Raw genomic sequence first — 21,442 nt, forward strand, 5'->3', positions numbered from 1 at the left:
TCGTTTTATTCGGTAATTTTTTTAACACCTTCCTTAGTTGCGTATATCTCCTGAATGGTGCCGTCTTCATTATAATACAAATACTCTATGCATGTATTTCTGCTAAATTTTGAACCGCCATTCCAATTTTGCCAATGGTAGAAAAAATAATCCTGTCCTTTATAATTAACAATGGAGTGATGATCTTGTCGTTGTTTGGGGTTTATACCGCCTTTGTATTCAAAAGGACCATAGGGGTTATCAGCCATTCCGTAAAAACCGCCTAATCCGGCATTGTACGAAAAATAGTAAACACCATTCCGCTTATGCATATAACTGGCTTCAAAAAAATTGGTGTTACCATATTCAATAGTTCTGGGTGCTTCAGCTAATTCTAAAAGATTATCTTTTAATCGTGCCACTTTAGGCTCACGAACACCCCAATACAAATACACTTTGCCATCATCATCTTCAAACACACAGGGGTCTAACCACTGTCCTTCAACCCCTTCAATCCATCCTATATCCTTAAAAGGGCCTTCCGGAACATCACTAACAGCCACGCCACAGCGCATATCTTCCTTTGATCCCGCTACGGAATGCGGATACAATAAATAATACTTGTTATTCTTGTAAATGGCAGTTGGTGCCCACATCCAACCCTTAGCGCCCCAAGGGATATCTCTTGAGTGCAAAACTTCCCCGTAGTCTGTCCAATTTACCATATCGGTTGAAGAAAAGGCATGATAACCATCCATAGAATCATAAAAAGTGGCATCTTCCATGTCTTGTGAGGTGTACATCCAAACCTTGCCATCCTTCCAAATATGAGCCGACGGATCGGCGGTGCGAACATGACGAATTACTGGATTATTCTCTTCGTTTTGACTCACAGCCACAAATCCTGAAAATAATAGCACTAAAACCCAAGTATAAGTAAAATGTAATTGTTGCATGATTAAAATGTTTTACAATTGTGATTGAAAGGTGTAGTTCCCTGGTTGCACAACAAATTCTGATTTACCGTTTGAATTGGCTGAAGGTTTTACCTGACTGGATTCTTCAACAGCATCGGCATTACCCGGAAGTGTCACTATCGCGGTTGAATTTGGTGGAATTGTTGTATTAAGCTTGAATACTCCATCTTTTATTTCCCATGATGATGACACTTTACCATAAGGTGTGTTTAACGATGCTGAAGCCGAAGTAAGTGGATGTCTAGGTTCTGGGGCAATTCTAATGGTTTTATAACCCGCCTCAAGTGGCGCAATACCTGCAATGCGTTCATACATCCATTCGCCAACGGCACCATAAGCATAATGATTTAAGCTATTCATTTTCATTGGGTTGAATCCTTCTTCCTTACTATAACTGTTCCAACGTTCCCAAATGGTGGTCGCTCCCTGATTGATGGAATAGAACCACGACGGATAGGTTTCATTGAACAGTAATTGGTACATCAAATCGATTTCTCCGGTTTCATCTAAAACTTCATATAATAATGGTGTTCCTAAGAATCCGGTACGCAAATGATTATCAGCTTCTGCTATTTTTTCTAACAAGTGTTTTTTAGCATTCGCTTTATTTTCTTCGGAAATCAAATCAAAAGCCATTCCTAATAAATACGAAGTTTGGGTTTCTGAAACTTCTTTAACTTTCCCATTCTCGAAGAAATGATTTTCGAAGGCTTGAGCCACATTTTGATATAAAGCGTTGTACTTTTCATAGGCTTCAATTTTACCTAAAGCTTTCGCAGTTTTGGCTGTAAGTCGTGCCGAATGCGCGAAAAAAGCGGTACCAATTAAACTGTGTGATGTATCGCCTTTATTATCGCCATTTTCTGGAAGCGGTTGCAACCAATCGGCAAAACCACCCATTTTCGATATGTAATTTTTTGAAACGGATTCATGGTAATCTACCCAGGCTTTCATCATTTCAAAATTATCGTCTAATATGGTTTTATCGCCTGTTCTTAAATATATTTTCCACGGAATAATAGTACATGCATCTCCCCAACCGGCACTTACTTTATTGTTGAATAACACGTCTGGCACCACCCAAGGAATACCGCCATTTTCAAATTGCGACTCTCTCACACTTTGAAGCCAACTGGCCCAAAAACGATATACATCGGCGTTAAATATAGATGCTGGTGCAAATACCTGCGCATCGGCCGTCCAGCCCATACGCTCATCACGCTGTGGACAATCGGTAGGAATATCGAAAAAATTACCTCGTAAACCCCAAACAATATTGCTTTGTAATTGATTGAGTTTTCCATGTGATGATATAAAAGTTCCGTTTTCATCAAAATCGGAGTACTGCACCATACCGGTAACCCAATCAGTTGAAGGCTCAACGGAGGTATCAAAACCACTTAACTCAATATATTGAAACCCATGAAAAGTGAATTTGGGCATCCAGTCTATGATACCATCTTCTGAGGCCGTGTAATGGTTAGTTGATTCGGCACTTCGGTAGTTTTCAGTATAAAAAGTACCGTCAGGCGATAGTTTTTCTGCACATCGAATTTTTAATGTTTGTCCTTTTTTCATCGGGACTTTAAGCAGTGGTACACCCACCATATTTTGTTCAAAATCGAAAATTAAAGTCCCATCGTTTTTAATCATAGATTTTGCTGGTAATTCTATTTTAGATTTTACAGTGGTATGCCTTTTGGGCTCTAATCGAATGGATTCTACTATCGGAAATGCGTTAACATTCTCCCAGGTTTTATCACTAAAATTATTCGTATTCCAATCGGGCATTTCAAAATTAGCATCATAAGTTTCGCCATCATAAATCTCTGAAAATCGAATAGGTCCTTTGGTGGTGCCTTTCCAAGTTTCATCAGATAAAATCATTTCTTTAGAGCCATCGGTCATGGTCAACTCCAACTGACACAGTAATTTGGGTGTTTCGGTATCACTCCAATAGGATTTCATCCAACCTAAACGTCCGGAATGCCAACCAGCGGCTAACTCTGCGCCAATCACATTTTGCCCCGATTCGATAAAATCAGTAACATCATAAGTGATGGTTTCTACGCGTTCTTGGTAAGGTGTATAACCGGGTGGCATCACATCATCACTAACATCTTGGCCATTAATACTCACATCAAACACCCCTTTTGCGGTTATGTATAATCGCGCCGAAGCCACCTCATTAGACAACTCGAAACCTTTTCTTAAATATTGTGGTCTGTGAATGATATTGTCTTGACTGCCCATCACTTTTTCTTTTTTGGTATTTAATCCAATCCATTTGGCTTTCCAATCGCTATTACTTAACAAGCCCAACTCAAAATGACTGACTTTACTCCATTTAGAAGCTTCTTCATATTGATTCCAATATTTTACTTGCCAATATACGTTTTGACGTGATTGTAAAGGTTTACCTTGGTATTTCACCCAAACAGACTGGTCTGTCATTTGCTTACTAGAATCCCATAAATCGGCATGATTTGGTAATAAATCTGGACTGCTAGCCACTACGATTTGATATGCCGACTGACTTAAAACTCTTTCTGAAATTGGTAATTTCCACGAAAATGTTGGTGTAGCATCATAAAAACCTAAAGGATTTTCAAAACCTTCAGAAACCCTAAGATTTTCAGCTGCTTTAATGTTTTGTTCTTCTTTGTAAGAACTTAATCCTAATACAATAAAACAACTCATGCTGAATACTACATAAAAGAGATTTGATTTTTTAGGCATGTCTTAAATTTTAGTTTGAATATTATAAGTTCCTGGCTCTACCAAAATAGTTATTGACGTTTTATCTGTATTGCTATGCTGAACATCTGAAAATTCTTTATATACAGTTCCGTTTACATGTAAACCAGCTTCATTTCCATAAGGTATACTTATTTGGGCAGATGTATTGGGTGGAATTATTGCTTTTAAATAAAATGTACCATTTTCGATGGTCCAAGATGATGATGCCTTTCCATATGGTGTGTTCACTGTTGCTGATGCCGAGGTTAAAAACTCTGTATTTGGCAAAGGTGCAATTCTAATTTTCTTATATCCCGGCTCTAAAGGAGCTAATCCAGCGATACGCTCATACATCCATTGGCCAATTGCGCCGTATGCATAATGGTTTAAGCTATTCATGCTTTGCGCGTTGTAACCACCTGATATACTAAAACTATTCCAACGTTCCCACATGGTGGTTGCCCCTTGATTTATAGAGTAAAACCATGATGGATAAGTTTCTTTAAATAGAATTTTGTACATCAAATCAATTTCGCCCATATTATCTAAAACCTTAGGTAAAATTGGTGTTCCTAAAAAACCTGTTCCTAAATGATAATCAGTATTCTTAATTTCTTCAAGCAAGTGTTTTTTTGCTTTTAGTTTGTTTTCTGGTTTTAACAAATCAAAATAAATCGCCAATAAATAACTTGTTTGTGTTTCCTTACCGTTTTTTACTTTTCCATTATTATCAAAAAAAGTGCTTTCAAAAACTTTAGAAATAGATTTATATAAATTATAGAATTCTTTTACATCCTCATTGTAACCCAGAACACCTGCCATTTTAGAAATCAAATGAGATGAATGAGCAAAATAAGCTGTAATAATTAATTCTTTTGAAGTATCTCCACTATTCCCACTTTTTCCTTTTTTTGAAGGAAAGGGTTGTAACCAATCTCCAAAAGAAGCCATTTTAGGAATAAGCGCTTTATCTTCAATTTTAGATTTGTAATAACCTATCCATTTTTTTGCAGCTTTATAATTTTCTTCTAACACACTTTTATCTCCAGTGCTATTATAGATACTCCAAGGAATTATAACTACAGCATCCCCCCAGCCAGGACTTCCTTTTTTGTTTTGCAATACATCTGGCACTATAAAAGGGACCATCCCATCACTGTGCTCAGACTGATTTTCCCTAAGGCTCTGTAACCAAGCCATCCAAAAGGCATGCGTATCATAGTTGAACATGGCTGTAGGTGCTATCACTTGGGCGTCTCCAGTCCACCCCAAACGTTCATCACGTTGCGGACAGTCTGTAGGTATATCAAAAAAGTTATCGCGTAAGCCCCAAGTAATATTACTTTGTAATTGATTTAATTTATCGTGAGACGATGTAAACGTTCCGTTTATCTGGAAATTAGAATGTTGCGCTATACCTTGTACCCAAGACACATCTGGTTTTGCATTTTTATCATAACCATTTAATTCTATAAACTGAAATCCGTGAAATGTAAATTTTGGAACGTACTCTACAACACCGTCTTTAGCTGCTATATAATAATCAGTTGAATGTGCAGAACGATAGTTGATGGTATAAAATGTACCATCGTTTAACAACATTTCAGAAAAGCGAATTTTTAATGTATCACCCTTTTTCATAGGCACTTTTATTTTTGGTACGCCTACAATATTTTGCTTCATATTAAAAACAGCCGTGTTTTCTTTTACGGAAACAATTTCTACATCGTTTAAAACGATTTGATTCTTTACGGTATAATGTCTTTTTGGCGCTAATTTAACATTCTTAGCAAGTGCTTCAACTTCAACAAATTCCCAGTTAGAATAATCAAAAGCAACAGCATTCCAATTTGGCATTTCAAAATTTGCATCATAGACTTCGCCATCGTAAATACCCGCTAAACGTATGGGTCCATTTGTAGTACCTTTCCAAGATTCGTCAGAAATAATGGTTTGTTTTGAACCATCTTTCATTATTATTTCTAACTGGCATAGAATTTTGGGTGATTCAAAATTATCATAAAGTGCAGTTCTTCTACTAATTCTTCCAGAATGCCAACCAGAAGCTAACTCTACCGCTAAAGCATTTTTTCCTGAAGTTAGAAACTCACTAACATCATAAGTTAAAGTCTCAATGCGATGATTGTACGGTGTCCAACCCGGAGTCATGACATCATCACTTACATCCTTGCCATTTAAATACACATCAAAAACACCTTTTGCCGTAATGTATAGTCTAGCTGATGCAACATCTGATGTTAATTCAAAATCTTTTCTTAAATATTGCGGTCTGTGCATTAAAAAATTTCTAACCCCTTTAATACTATCTTTTGCGGTATCTAATCCTGCCCATTGGGCATTCCAGTCGGCATTATTTAACAACCCCAATTCAAAAACATTGGTTTCACTCCAATCAGAAGCGTTTTCATCTTGATTCCAAAAACGCACTTGCCAATATACTTTTTGTCTTGATTCCAGCGCTTTTCCTTGATATTTCACAAAAGTAGATTGCGAACTATTTTGCTTTTTCGAATCCCATAAATCAGCATGATTTGGCAATAGGTCTTCACTGGTTGCCACTACAATACGATAAGCTGACTGACTTTTAATATTTTCTGAAACCGGCAATTTCCATGAAAATGTTGGACTGGAATCATAAAACCCAATAGGATTGTTAAACCCTTCCGAGAGGGTTAAAGAATGTGGTGCTTGAATGTTTTTGTTTATGAACGAAAATGCAAAAAAATACGCTAAAACACTCAATACCAGTACAAAAAAAAAGTTACGTTTCATTATTAAATAAAGCCTAAACCAGCCTTGCTATTTTCTTTTTTAGTTTCTGATAAAACTTGATTAAACTAAACAGCAAGGTCTTTTTTTTTTATCAAAAAACTGTCCTGCTCTGTCTTGATATTATATTTATTTACTTTTAAAACCAACTTATGCATGCGCGTCACATTTAGGCTTTAACACAAAAAAACCAGGAATTTTATTCCTGGTTTTTTATGAGAACGCAACTTAACAATTTAATTTATTATTAATCTATGCGTATGCATTGTTCCTTCTTCATCATAAATACTCAACAGATAAATACCCGATTCGAATTGTTCTGTAATTTCTTCCTTTGTTTCTCCTTGAAGTTTTTTGGTGTATACTAATTTCCCTAGCATGTCATACATCTTTAAATCAGCACTGTTTATGCCTTCTAATTGAATTGTAAAACGCTCTTTTGCTGGATTTGGATAGACTTTAACTTCAACATTTTTTTCTTTAACTGATACAATTTTTGATGCTACCGATTTGGCACTACTTCCTGTCAAGATTTCAAACTCATTAATACTTACCCAATTGCTATTATAATTATGAGCTCCAGTAATTGTTAACTTTACATAACGTGCATTGGCGCTAGAATTGGTTGTTAATGGTTGTGCATTTGAGGTATTACCTGTTTCATCTGCAAATGTAACAAACCCGCTATCAGGTGAATTTGATGTTTCTACTCTGTATTGATAAGCTCTACTCTTATAAGTCCACATTTGTGTTCCTGTGATTTGACGACTTACACCTAAATCAAATACAACAGACTTAGGAAATCCTCTAGCGCTCCACCTCGAATCATCACTTGTATTTCCATCTATTAAATTTGCCGCCACATTAGTTCCTTGCTCTTCTTCAACAGACTCAATGCTCACACCTACAGTATTTACCGTAAGCGTAATAGAGGACTCTGCCGTTAAGCCATCATTATCTGTTGCTATAGCCGTAAGCGTATAGGTTCCTGCTGATAAACCGTTTAATTCTTCAGAATTAGGCGTTCCTGATTGCCCCCACTCATAAGGTGCTACAATTTCCTCACGTATTAATGTCCCATCTATAAACAATTCAACCTTCTCTATTGTACCATCAGCATCCGTTGCATTCACCTCTGCGCTTAAACTATAACCTTCATCTAAAACTATATCTCCTGACGGTTGCACAAAACTAACCTCAGGTGGTACTACTGTATTTACTGTAAGCGTTATAGACGACTCTGCGGTTAACCCATCATTATCTGTTGCTATTGCCGTAAGTGTATAGGTTCCTGCCGATAAACCGTTCAATTCTTCAGAATTAGGCGTTCCTGCTTGGCCCCACTCATAAGGCGCTACTATTTCCTGGCGTATTAATATGCCGTCTATAAACAATTCAACCTTCTCTATTGTACCATCAGCATCCGTTGCATTTACTTCTGCGCTTAAACTATAACCTTCATCTAAAACTATATCTCCCGAAGGTTGCACAAAATTAACCTCTGGAGGTATCGTAGCATTTACCGTAATGGTTCTTACATTTGAATACTCCTTCTCGTTATTGGCATTATAGGCCACTGCATCAATAGTATAAGTACCCGGAGTATCTGGTGTCCAAATATAGGTATAAGGTGCTGTAGTATCTTGTTTATTAAAAACATTATTAATTCTGAAGTTAACTTTAGTTATGGTAGAACCTCCGGTAACTGCTGTACTAGCACTTATAGTAACAGGTTCGCCAACAAGATATGTGGCATTATCATCAGGTGTAGTTAATGTTACTGAATGGGATGGCACTTCGATAGGAATATCTAAATCTATTATTTGAAGATATATTGGTTGTGCATTACCCGATTGCTTTTCCATTAAATAATAAAACAATTTACCATTGGCGATATGCACTTTTCCGTGGTTAAACACTTTTCCTCCAGTAGCTTCATAGATACGCGTAAAGTTATTAGTGCCTCCTGCAGCTTTTTCAACAAACACTCTCCCCCCAGAAGTTAAGCCAATAATATAAATACTGTTACCAGCTGTATAAATGTCCGAGGCTCCAGAAAAATCTTCTGAAGTAACGAAATTTGAAGATCCACTAGGTTTATAGGTGTGTAAATACTTGGTAACATTAAACTCATTATCTTTTACTTTACTAATAATATGTACATCGCCTTGACTTGTCACGGTCCAATCAAATCCATCAACAATACGCACCATATTCGTTTGCGTGGTTTGCACATAATCTCCGGGTTCCATTACTTTAATAAAGTCTGCATCATATAAGGGTGTACTAAAACTTTGTCCTTGCTGATTTTTCCATCCGCCAACGCCATCCTGATTATCCGAATAAGCATAGTAAACACCATTTTGATACTCGAATTTATCTGTATTATTGGACGATCGACGTTGAAAACCAATTCGCAGTTTTCCATTTATATATTTCATTTCACCATACAGTCCCCAATTATAGGTAATACCAGGCTGGCTTTTAGCATTTAAAGCATTAAAATCGGTAAAATTGCCCCAATTCCCAGTGCTAGCATTATACTTTATGAATTTGTACATACCATTATTGTTTCCTCCTTCTCGCATGAGCATAAAAAGTTCTCCACCATCATTTAAAAAGAATTTCGGATAAGTTAAAGCCACAAATTCAGACTGCGGAGCACTTCCAGGCATTCTTAAATGTTTATAGCCGCCACTTCCGTTTTGTACAAACTTATCCAGAGTAAAATCGGCATCTGGCAAAGAAGCGGCATTGGCAATAGAATAAGAATACCTAAAATAGTCGTTGGCCAAACTTCCATCTGAAGGTTTTGTTGCGCTGTAGGCATGCATATCATACAATAAATGAATGGTACCATCTAGTGGACTTATGCCTACGGCAATGGTGTTATGCGATTCACCGATCCACCATTTATTTTGATACCCCGTATGGCGATGCGGAAACTCAATAGTTACCATACTTCCTGTATTGGTATTATAACGGGTTAACATAACATGCCGATCTGCTTTACCACCTCGGTACCAGGTCATAAAAACATACTCGTTGTACGCTTTAATACAATCACCATGCGGTGTAATCACTCTGCCAAAAAAATAATCATACGGTGCTGTTTCTCCGGTGTTTGAAGCTCCTCCGGTTACTTTACTTCCATCAAAATAAAGACCTAAATCTGAAATTTTTATTTCTTGTTCTAACTGTACTTGAGCAAGAAACACGTTTACTGAGCTAAAAAAAATACATAAAGCCAAAGCCAGCTTTAAGTGGCTCTTAATTGAAACATTTGTTCTGGTAATTTTGTTCATCTGCTATTAATGTTTAAGTTAATTAATACTAGCATTAGCCGTTACACTAATGCATAATAGAAGTAAGTATTAAAATAATTACAAATGAACTATCCTGTACAATCCTGATGATTTTGACATTAAACGTGTAATAAAAATGACATATTATCCATTTACATAAACAAAATCAATAGATTCAGCAATAATGTAAGAAAAAAGCAACAAAAAGAAAACAAAAAAGTATTAATCGACAAAACACAATAAAACACGTTAAAATGCAATTGAAGTAAAAAGATCTTTAGTTTTTACATAGATACCAATTTATAAATATCTATAGGACTTTGAGAGTAAGTTAATTAACGTATAGAGATTAAAACCCAAGTCTTTTTTAAAACGAATATAATATATTAAGAGGTGGTTTAAATATACATTAAACCACCTCTTTACATTGCATTTCGTCTAAATAAATAAAGACACTGATAGCATTTAATACTTTATCAATTTAACGAAAATCGGTTTCTCTAGGTTTAGCTTTAAAATATACATACCATTGGGCTTATCAACAATATCTATTAAAAGCTTTCCTGCATTAAGCTGTTGTTTATTCATTACAACTAACTGTCCGTGCATATTATAAAGTTCAACTTCTACCTGTTTTAAATCAGTAGGGATAAAAACTTCAAACCATCCGTTTGAAGGATTTGGATATGCTTGAATATCACTCAAAAAGTCCACTGTCTTTGCTAGCTCACCTTGGCAAGCATCTTTACCTTTTACAACGAGATTATCCCCTTGATTTGCTTCTATATTAAAACTAGATTGATAGGTCTCCAAGACCTGAGTACCATTCTTAAATACGCTATATGGCGGAACACCAGTATCAACAGTTACCTGAACAGATTGTTTAACCACCTGAATTTTACCGGTTAAATTAATGCCACTCGCAATAGTAACCTGATAACACTGCTCAAAATCTTCTCCCTCAACAGTAATACATAAATCATAAGTTCCTGACGGAAGATTTTCAATGGTGGTCGTATCTGTGAAATTATAAGTTGCTCCATTAATAGCAGCAACATAATCATAGATTGTATTAGCATTAATAACAATTTTTCCATTTTGTTTATCAAAACAAGTTTCTCCTACTGTTTCAATGGTGAAATTATCAGCAGATAACTCTAAAGGTCCGGGTATAATTTCAAATGCCGTAATGGATGCTGAAGCGGCTTCTTGCCCTGCCAACATGCTAACTACATTTAAACGAAGCTTACGGGAAGTTATTACATCAAAATTAACGGTATTGCCAGTACCTATTCTTGATCCTACGGCCACTTCCTTCCAAGTTGAATTATCCCAATATTCTAATGTCCAATCTTTAATTTTCGCTAAGGGTTCCTTTAATGTTACTCCCTGAATAGATTTATTAATACCCAAATCTAACATCAACCATTCTCCCGATCCAACACCATTGGATTCCCAAAACGTGACATCCTTACCATCATTTGCCAATTTAGCTTCAGCACTAACTTTTGATGATGATGCCGACATATAACCGCCAAACAAGCGTAACTGTAATTGTGCATCAAATAGCGAATTAGGATACACTTGCTGATCTCGCAGCTCATCTAACCCTTCATTTTTAAAATAAATTGTCTCTCCAGCACCTACCTGAAAGCCTATAAAATAAGGATATGCAAAAGTATGGGTTCTTCGTTCAGTCGTGCCAGAGTTAAACCAAAAGTCGTAAAGTCTTGTAGTAAAATTAGCATCATGCTTAAAATTCCAAAAAGTCAAATACGGTCCACTATTAGGGTAGGCATTTTCGGCACCACCATTACCCAAAAGCTTTCCTCCTTGAATATTATCCAATAAATTGGAGTAAGGATGATACCCATGGCAATCTATAGATTGATCTATTTGCATCTCGCAATCAACGAATACAGTGCTTGTTGTACTCCAGCGCATACCAGGACCATGTAACATACCTTTCCTACCGTCGGCAAGACCTTGATCACATGTATCTACGCAATTCTCAAAAAGAACACCGTAACTATATTTAGAATAGTAACTTGCGTGCCCGCGTTTCCCATATATATGCACATCTTTTACTGTAACAGCTGTACTTCTTTCTATCTGAATGCATTCATTCCAATCTTTAAAATCACAATCTCTTATCCATCCGTTTACCACATTTCCAAAATAAACAGATTGCCATGCAGAATCAACAATCTCATTGGCATGATGCACAAAAATTTCTGGATAATCTTTCCAGGCACTTGTAAATAAAATATCCTCTACCCCTACTTCGCTTATGGTGTTATACGTTTTTAAAACTGTAGTTGAAGATAACGGCATGTTTAGTTGCACAGGGTTTTTAAAGGTTACTTTATTACCTGAAATTTTGGTAATTAGATGTTTTTCATAAGGGCGAATTCCATTATTACTAATAGCGCCCCAATTAGGGTTAGGCGTTAAACCAGGCATATTAGCTTCTAGGTTAGCCGTGGTTCTTTGATATAAATCGACATATTGTCCAACAGATAGGTTGGCTGTGTTCATAACCGTAACTTCAAAGTCACCTTTTCTAATTTCTGCGGTTACTTGGGTAATATCATTTGAATCTGTAGTTGATGGTATAAACATAAACCTATAATGAGCTACTCCACTACCAAACTTGTTTTCATTAAATTTATCGGCATAAATTTCTGTGCCACCAGCCCCCTTTCCAGCTCCTTTTAATACAATATTACTGCCGCTAATGGTAATAGGTTGGGTTTTTGTGGTTTCACTGGACACGATATACCGACCGGCAGGAAAAAAAACAACGGTGGGTTGGTTACTAGCCTCGGCAGCATCAATAGCGGCTTGAATGGCTGCATCGTCATATCCTGTATCGTTCGGTATTGCTCCATAATCGGTGACGCTTATAGTATTCCAACCAGAAACATCTGGCAGTTCCTTTTCTGAGAAATGATAGCCTGTATAAGAGAAATCATTTAGTGTAGCCTCAGACAACTTACCGGTTAATTTTTTAGAAGCAAAATCTACCCAAGATGGTGCTTCTGTGTTTTGGGCATAACATACCAAACCCGTTAGAATAAATATAGAATAGATTATTTTTTTCATAGTCACCATTTACTTGTTCGTGTTACTGTTATAGCAATAAACACGAATACTCTCTAAAATCACACAAAGTTAACATTCGGGAAGCACACAAAATTCCTAAAAAAGTGGATAAAAATATTTTTTTGTGCAAATAAGAAGTATAATAACAAGAGGATTGTAAATTCACAGTTAATTTACAATCCTCTTTGCTATAAAATTACTTTGTTGTAAAACTCCAAACTTGTCCGATTGTAACGCCACCATTACCATCTTTAACAACTATTTTGAAATAATAGGTAGATGCTGCAGTTAACCCTGTGGCATCATAGGTTGTTGCTGATTGTCCTTCTGATACTTTTGTTGTTGGCTCAGAGTTGGTATCTAAATACACATCATAGCTCAAAGTATCATTATCTATATCACTAGCTGTCCAACTTAAGGCGGTACTAGTGCCATCAATTTCAGAATCTAATACAGGTGCCACCAACTCTGGTGCAAAAGGCAAATGATTTGACTCGCCATCACCTTCGGTTAAAAATTGACTCACTGCGGAATAGGCACTTTCTTCTCCTTTATTATCTCTAGCTTTTAACCTCCAGTAATAGGCTTTTCCTTTTTCTAAAATTAAAACTCTTGACGTGCCTGAACTTGAAACATCATATGCTAATGCAGCAAAATCATTACTTTCAGATACTTCAACCCGATACGTTATGGTATTTCCTTCTTTATCAGTTGAAGCATTCCATTCAAATACAACATTGTTATCAATGCAAAGCGTATTGTTTAACGGGTAAGTTTGTACTGGAACTGTTGGTGCTGTGTTTGCAGGCTCTGGGTTTGAGCCGGGATCATCATCTCCGCCACCACTACAAGATAAAAAAATACTCGTTAGAATTACTAAATACAAATATGATCTTTTCATTTTAATTTTTTATTACTTTAATAAATACTGGTTTCTTTATATTCACTTTCACAAAATATAAACCACTGGGTTTATCTTCTAGGTTAAGCTTTAATTTTCCCGAATTAACCTTAAAGCGTTTTGAGATTATCACCTGTGATTGGATATTGTAAACTTCTAAATCTACATAATCCATATCATTGGGCATAAACAGCTCAAATGCGCCGTTTGTGGGGTTAGGATAAGCCTTCAAATCTTCAAACAAATTAATGGTTTTTGACAGAACACCTTGACAATCTTTAGTCGTTTTTACTTGAATATCATCACCGTGAGAGACATCTATACTGAAATCAGATTGGTAGGTTTGTAACACTTCCTCTCCATTCTTAATCACTACATAAGGTGCATTGCCTGATTGCACAGAAACCACTGCTGATTGTTTACTAATACTAATTTTACCTGTAAGACTTTCTGCTGCCTGAATATTAACCTCAAAGCATTGCTCAAAACTTTTACCCACCACATCAATACACAAATTATAGGTGCCAGGGCTTAGGTTATCAATGGTTTTATTTTGTGTAAACCCATAATTAACGCCATTAATAGTAGCTACATAATCATGATTGGCCTCTGCGTTAATAACAAGTTTACCATTATTCATTCCTGTACACGTTTCACCCACGGATTGAACTGTAAAATTATTTGGGCTTGTTGGATCCTTAGGAACAATATCCAAATCAATAATCTGTAAGTATAAAGGCTGGGCATTACCAGTTTTGTTTTCCATTAAATAATAGTAAACCTTACCGTTCTCTATATGTACAACCCCATGATCAAATGTTCTGCCAGTGGTTGCTTCATAAACACGAGTAAAGTTATTGGTTCCTCCTTCAGCCTGTTCTATAAAAATACGCTTGCTACTGGTTAACCCAATTAGAAATATACTGTTTCCTGAAGTATATAATGCAGCACCTCCGGCAAAGTCTTCAGACGTAATAAAATCAGTTGCTCCAGAAGGCTTATAGGTATGTAAATTCTTAGTTACATTATTTTCAAGATCTCTTACCTGACTTATAATATGCACATCTTCATTTGCTGTTACTGTCCAATCAAATCCACCAACAATGTATACTTTATTTGCTTGAGTTGTGGTTACATAATCTCCAGGCTCCATAACCTTTATTTCATCTGCATCCCATAAGGGTACAGAAAAATCCTCTCCTTTATAGTTTTTCCAACCGGTTGCTCCAGTTTGGTCATCAGAATACGCGTAATACACCCCGTTTTGATATAGGTATTTATCATTATTGTCTTGAGATCTACGCTGAAAACCAATACGCAATTTCCCGTTAACGTATTTCATATCACCGTAAAGTCCCCAGTTAAAATCAATTCCGGGTTGACTTTTTGCATTTAACCTATTAAAATCTGTGAAGTCTCCCCAATTACCAGTATTATAATCATATTTTATAAACTTATACATCCCATTATTATTCCCACCTTCACGCATCAACATAAAAAGGTCTCCACCTTCATTTTGAAAAAATCTTGGGTAGGTTAATGACAAGAATTCTGAATTAGCAGCAGATCCAGGCATGCTTAAATGCTTATATCCTCCGGTACCATTTTGAACAAATTTATCTAAAGTAAAATCGGCATCGGGCAACAATGCCGCATTTTTCACCGAATAAGAATACCTAAAATAATCATTTGCTAAACTGCCATCAGATGGTCTTGCAGGACTGTAAGAATGCATATCGTATAACAAATGAATGGTACCATCAAGAGGGCTTACACCTACAGCAATTGTGTTGTGCGATTCACCAATCCAATACTTATTTTGGTACCCCGTATGCCTATGTGGAAATTCTATAGTAGCCATGGTACCTGTTTTGGTATTATACCGGGTTAGCATCACATGCCTATCTTCTTTACCTCCTCTATACCAGGTCATAAAAACATAATCACCATACGTCTTTATACAATCACCATGTGCTGAAATATTACGACCAAAAAAATAATCATAAGGGGCATTATCTCCGGTGTTAGAGGCGCCACTTGTAACTTTACTTCCGTCAAAATGAAGACCGAGATCAGTGATTTTTATTTCTTTTTCAAGAACTACTTGAGCCTGAGCTATTGCTATACTTGCAAGCCATAAAACCATAAATAAAGTCTTACGCCAGTAGGTTTTAACGTCATTGTTTTTCATAAGCACTCTTTTTTTTGCAATTATTCAATTTGAGGCTCTAAAAATAGAAATATAAAACCGAGAAACTATCATGTACTATACTGCCCCACGTAACACAAATACCTTAAAGCACTTAGAGGTAATTTAAAAGCCTTTTACTCATATACGGAAACATTGACACTTGGATTGCGCTTTCTAATTATTCCATAAAAAACAATTCTTCCAAAGGCACAGAAACGGGCGAATTATCAGGATTGGTTTCCATAATATCGGCCATATACGCCCACCATTTTTGTACAATGGGGTTATCTGCTAAATCTTGAGACCCACCATTGCCCGAAACCTTTTGAAATGCAAACAATGTGTTAGTTTCTTCATCTAAAAATATGGAATACTCACTCACACCGGCATCTTTAAGTAACTGCTTGAGTTCAGGCCATAGGGCATCATGTCGCGCTTTATAAGCTTCTTTTTGCCTTGGATTGAGTTTCATTTTAAAGGCTAATCTTTGCATGGTCTTCGTGTATAAATTTATTAGTATTATATATTAAAAAAAAATCATTCTAACCTTGCCAGCTAGAATGATTTTAAGTTATGTTTTAGAAAAATTATTCTTATTGTTTTACAATTTTCTTAGAAAAACTTCCGTTTTCTCCTTGTAATTTTACAATGTACATACCAGAAGCTAAGCCACTTACGTTTAAGCTAATAGCAGACTCTCCTTGTAAAGATTGCGTCAGCACTACGTTACCCAACAAAGAGTACACTGATACTTTGTTTACACTAGCAGTTAGACCTTTAATATCTAATATGTTGTTTACCGGGTTAGAAATGAAAATTGAACTGGTATCAAATTTTTCGTTGCTTAAAACAGGCTCTGAGGTTTCAAGAACCCAATGAGCGCTTGTATCAGTACCAGCATCATCCTTAAGCAACTTAAGAGCACCATCAGAACTATTCCACTGCATGAGCATAGCTCCATTATCTCGTAGATAAAATTGATAAGTATCAGAACCTAAACTAACAGCTGTCCAAACTTTATCTACGTCTCCTGCAGGTGGTGCTTTTGTGGTATGAACTGTTGTTCTAGTACTTCCTACACCTCTCATTATACCCCTATTTTCGCTATCAATATTCCAATAACTACCACTTTCAACAAGATAAAATTTAAAATCATCGCCTCCTGTATAGACCCCCATCTCATAAGTATCTGTATTAGGTCCCTTTAGGTACTCGCCAGTGGCTACGTTTTTTATGTACACAAGTTGCCCACTTACAATTTGCCCTTGCACCTGCAAAGCAAACATAGTTAACATTAAAAATGCAGAAATTTTTAAAGTAATTTTTTTCATAAGTATTTAGTTTTAAAGTTTTTAATACTCAATATTAATTATAAACACCCTAAATAGCATCCTGTAGTATCCTGTAAACCAATAAAAACTATTCATTTGCACCTTACATTGACCTCCATATGTTTTTTAAAAGCCCCTAAATTGCGACTTCTTTGCGCTGGTGATGCATTTCTAATTAACAGAAAGTTTTACCTTTTTTAAATCTTTTTCTAAAGACGATCCTCCCAATGAAATGGTAAAGGTTCCTGGCTCCACAACCTTTTTCATTTGCTGGTTTAAAATATTTAATTCATTAAACCCTAAATTAAAACGCACCGTTTTAGTTTCTCCTGGCTTTAGTGTTATCCGCTCAAAGCCTTTCAATAACTTTAAATATCTACCTACCGATGCAAAATCGTCACGCACATATAGCTGTACTACTTCATCACCTTCTCTATCACCTGTGTTGGTAACATCAATAGCCACTGTTGTTGAACCTTTAACACTAATAGTAGCTTGTTCTAATTTAGGTTCACCATAGCTAAATGTGGTATAACTTAATCCGTAGCCAAATGGATATAAGGGTGATTTATCACTAAAACGATACTTCCCTTTTCCAGAGCCTATAAAGTCAGGACGCTCCAAATAAGTAACAGGCACTTGTCCTACAGAGCGCGGAAAAGACATGGTTAATTTACCACCGGGGTTAACATCGCCAAAAAGAACATTAGCAACAGCATCTCCAGCTCGCATACCGCCATACCATGTTTCAAGTACAGATGGTATATTCTCAGCGATATAATTTATACTTAATGGACGACCATTAATCAAGACCACAATTACAGGTTTTCCTGTTTTATGAATGGCTTCTACCAATTCGTTTTGAACCCCATACAAATCAAGATTTGAACGGTCGCCGCCTTCACCACATGTTCTATGCGAACTCCCCACAACTAACACTACAGCATCAGATTCTTCTACAGCAGATACAGCTGCCGGAAATCCTTCTTTTGAAAAACTATCAATATCACAACCTTTAGCGTAGTTTATTTTTACTCTATCACCTACTTTTTTCTTTAAACCATCAAGAACCGAAACATAGTATGGTGGCAATCCTGAATACCCGCCTAATAGTTTATACGTTCCCTTTTTGGGTCTTTCTTCGTGCGCATTCGGACCAATAACTGCTAGTGATTTTATCTTTGATACATCCAGAGGTAAAAGATTATTGTCATTTTTTAACATGATTATAGATTTTTCGGCCATTTCCAAAGCAAACTCCCGATGCTCATCACGACCAGCATTTACGGTTTCTGGATCAATGTCTTTTGGTTCTGAATCAAACAAACCTAATTTATATTTTGCGGTCAAATTACGAGATACGGCTTTATCTATATATTTCATTAATGAAGGATCTTGCATCACGGTATCCTTCAAAACATTAGCGTGATAGGTTGCTAGTTTTTCGTTTTTCCCTATAACCAAATCCATGTCCACACCTGCTTTTAATCCTAAGATAGCCGCTTTAGTTCTGGTTTCAGCAATAAAATGCATGGTTTCCAACCTGCCAACGTCATTATTATCAGAAACAATAAATCCATCAAAACCTAGTTCATTTCTCAAGATATCCTTTAACAACCAAGTATTCATATGGCAAGGTACACCGTTAAAATCCTGATGTCCTGGCATAACAGAACCTACCTTAGCCTCCTTTACAGCCGCTTCAAAAGATGGCAAGTAAACTTCACGCAAACGACGTTCAGACATATCGCTAAACCCTCCATTTATACCACGACGGTTTTCAGGGTATCCAACAAAATGCTTAGCCGTTGCTATAACATGATTTTCATCAAATTGCTCATTACCGGTGCCTTGTAAACCTTGAATAAATGCAACCCCCATTCGTGACACTAGATAAGGATCTTCACCATACGACTCTTCAACACGACCGTAGCGCGCATCTCCGGCATAAACATCTAGATTAGGCGAATAACAATGTGTAACCCCTAAAGCACGCGCTTCTAAGGCTGTTTGTGAAGCCATTTTTTTGATTAACTCAGGTTCCCATGTGGAAGCACAAGCCACTGCCTGAGGATAGACAGTTGTATTACCATAATAATCAAGAACAAGCCATAATCCATGTAATGCTTCGCCATATTTCATAACAGGAATACCCAATCGTTCATTAGCAGGTGCATCTTGTGTCATCTCTGCAATTTTTTCTTCAAAAGTCATTTGACTCAGCAATTGTTCTACTTTTTCAGTAATGCCCTGATTTGCATAACTTGAAGGTTTTTGACGTTTTGATTGCGCTTTACAATTAAATATGCTAGCTGCTATAAAACAAGTAAGCACTATTTTTTTCATTAATACAGTATTTGTTTAGGTATTGATTTACCAAATATAATTGAGCAAATTCAACTTCATATCCTGTACTGTGCTGCAATCTAATAAATCTAACTATCTTTATTATCTAAAAAAAGACCAAAACAAATTATGCCTTGGTCTTTAAAACTAACTCAAATTAATCAAATTAACACTCTAATTTCCTCTATATCCGTTATTTGTTGGATCTGAATCCAGTAAGGCTGGATTATTTATTAATTCTTGCAAAGGTATTGGCAACTTCACATGCCAAGAGCGGATATTTCCTGCAGGATTCCAAAAACGGTATTCCAAATCTTCAACTACATCAAATAAAATACCCCATCTGATAAGATCATATCTTCTCCAGGCTTCACCTGCTAGCTCCCATTTTCGTTCATCATAAATAGCTTCTCTAAATTCTTGCTGACTTAATCCAGACAACTCCCATTCGGCTTGGGTAGCATAAGCTCTTTTTCGTATTTCATGAATATATTGATAAGCATTAGCTGGCCCGTTTAATTCATTTTCACACTCAGCAGCCATTAAATATACATCAGCTAGACGGAATACCATTCTGTTATCTGAATGGTTAAAACGAGGAGATGTATCAAGTTTTAAATTCATGAATTTTGGCATGTAAGGAAAATTCAATTGTATGCCCTCGTAGGTATCCATTATATTGTATGGACGTCTTAAATCATTTTGAGGAAATTTTTCAGCAAAATCTTTTGATGCTACTTGTAAACCAGTACCATTCATTGCCTCTCCATTTGCCGCTAACGCCGCAATTAAAGCCTCCCGATCATCATTATTTGCCGGCTCATCTCTTAACCTTGGGTTAAACATACTTGGTCTCCAGTTACCATTACCTGCGAAACCTGGTAGTGTACCATCTGCTCTAATTACACCTTCTTCAAATTGTCCTCTAATGTCTTTTGCAAAGTCTAAAGACCATATGATTTCAGCATTATACTCATTATTTGGATCAAACACTTCACCATAACTGAGCAATATTCGATGTGGTGATTGATTGATAATTTCCAAACATTTGTTCAATCCTGCTTGCCAGTTCTTTTTCTGCATATGAATTTTAGCCTCTATTAAAGCAGCGGCCCATTTTGAAGCTCTACCTGCTTCGTCTCCCGTATAAGCATCTTTAAGGTTTACTTGAGCAAATTCTAAGTCCTCTAAAACAGCATCTAAAATTATGTCTTGATCAGTTCTTCCTAAAACCGAAATCTCTTCAAGGGTAAGCACCTCTGTGTAGAAGGGCGCATCTCCCCAAAGATTCGTAATATGCCAATAACACAAAGCACGTACAAATCTTGCATCTGCAACAAAATCTGAGCGTAGCTCCTGAGATATATTTTCGTTGTTCTCAATTCTAGCAATCAAAACATTGGTGTTTAAAATAACCCGATACAAATCCTTCCAAGTATCAGATACACTCATCTTTTGAACAGATCTGTCAGCGCTAGCTTCATTTAACTCATAATTACCAATTCCTGCAACGAAGTTTGCTATACGATTTGGTTCTATAATATCACATCCATTATCATAAAAATGATCTAGCCCAACCTGGCCATATATGGAGTTATTCTTTAAAATAGCGTAGTATCCATTGATAAAGGTTCTCGCATCACTTGCAGTAGACAGAAATGTCTCTGGTGAAACTAATGCTCTTGGCTCTTCTTCTAAAAAATCTTCACATGCTAAACATGAGAATATCATGAAGAAGTATACAAATATGTGTTTTGTTTTCATAATCTATTTTTAAT

The 21,442-nt window shown here is 36.3% G+C and carries 11 protein-coding genes; all 11 read right to left on the reverse strand.

Annotated features, from left to right (window positions below; translation table 11 throughout):
* Positions 1-5 precede the first annotated feature (5 nt).
* Positions 6-935, reverse strand: coding sequence for a family 43 glycosylhydrolase (locus FGF67_RS07370; protein WP_139696283.1), 930 nt, complete (start codon positions 933-935; stop codon positions 6-8).
* 12 nt (positions 936-947) lie between these two features.
* On the reverse strand, positions 948-3,695 hold the full coding sequence (locus FGF67_RS07375; RefSeq protein WP_233244028.1) for a family 78 glycoside hydrolase catalytic domain: 2,748 nt from the start codon (positions 3,693-3,695) through the stop codon (positions 948-950).
* A gap of 3 nt (positions 3,696-3,698) precedes the next feature.
* Complete coding sequence (locus FGF67_RS07380; RefSeq protein WP_139696286.1) at positions 3,699-6,488, reverse strand: alpha-L-rhamnosidase; 2,790 nt, start codon at positions 6,486-6,488, stop codon at positions 3,699-3,701.
* A gap of 233 nt (positions 6,489-6,721) precedes the next feature.
* A complete protein-coding gene (locus FGF67_RS07385; RefSeq protein ID WP_139696289.1) occupies positions 6,722-9,790 on the reverse strand; it encodes an Ig-like domain-containing protein in 3,069 nt (1,022 codons plus the stop codon).
* 465 nt (positions 9,791-10,255) lie between these two features.
* Positions 10,256-12,895, reverse strand: a complete 2,640-nt coding sequence (locus tag FGF67_RS07390) for a DUF4955 domain-containing protein (RefSeq protein ID WP_158293197.1) — start codon at positions 12,893-12,895, stop codon at positions 10,256-10,258.
* 196 nt (positions 12,896-13,091) lie between these two features.
* Positions 13,092-13,796: a fibronectin type III domain-containing protein gene (locus FGF67_RS07395; RefSeq protein WP_139696293.1), complete on the reverse strand. Its 705-nt coding sequence runs from the start codon at positions 13,794-13,796 to the stop codon at positions 13,092-13,094.
* A 1-nt stretch (position 13,797) separates the two neighbouring features.
* The gene (locus FGF67_RS07400) at positions 13,798-15,987 is read right to left on the reverse strand and encodes a BNR-4 repeat-containing protein (protein ID WP_139696295.1); all 2,190 of its coding nucleotides are present in this window, start codon (positions 15,985-15,987) and stop codon (positions 13,798-13,800) included.
* 178 nt (positions 15,988-16,165) lie between these two features.
* Positions 16,166-16,480 (reverse strand): L-rhamnose mutarotase, encoded by a 315-nt coding sequence (rhaM, locus tag FGF67_RS07405; protein ID WP_139696297.1) that lies wholly within the window; start codon positions 16,478-16,480, stop codon positions 16,166-16,168.
* Between the two features lie 100 nt (positions 16,481-16,580).
* Positions 16,581-17,318 (reverse strand): T9SS type A sorting domain-containing protein, encoded by a 738-nt coding sequence (locus FGF67_RS07410; RefSeq protein ID WP_139696299.1) that lies wholly within the window; start codon positions 17,316-17,318, stop codon positions 16,581-16,583.
* A gap of 171 nt (positions 17,319-17,489) precedes the next feature.
* The gene (locus FGF67_RS07415; protein ID WP_233244029.1) at positions 17,490-19,664 is read right to left on the reverse strand and encodes a beta-xylosidase; all 2,175 of its coding nucleotides are present in this window, start codon (positions 19,662-19,664) and stop codon (positions 17,490-17,492) included.
* 174 nt (positions 19,665-19,838) lie between these two features.
* Positions 19,839-21,428, reverse strand: a complete 1,590-nt coding sequence (locus tag FGF67_RS07420; RefSeq protein WP_139696301.1) for a RagB/SusD family nutrient uptake outer membrane protein — start codon at positions 21,426-21,428, stop codon at positions 19,839-19,841.
* Positions 21,429-21,442 lie beyond the last annotated feature (14 nt).

The sequence above is a fragment of the Allotamlana fucoidanivorans genome (genome assembly GCF_006265225.1).
Taxonomy (GTDB): Bacteria; Bacteroidota; Bacteroidia; order Flavobacteriales; family Flavobacteriaceae; genus Allotamlana; species Allotamlana fucoidanivorans.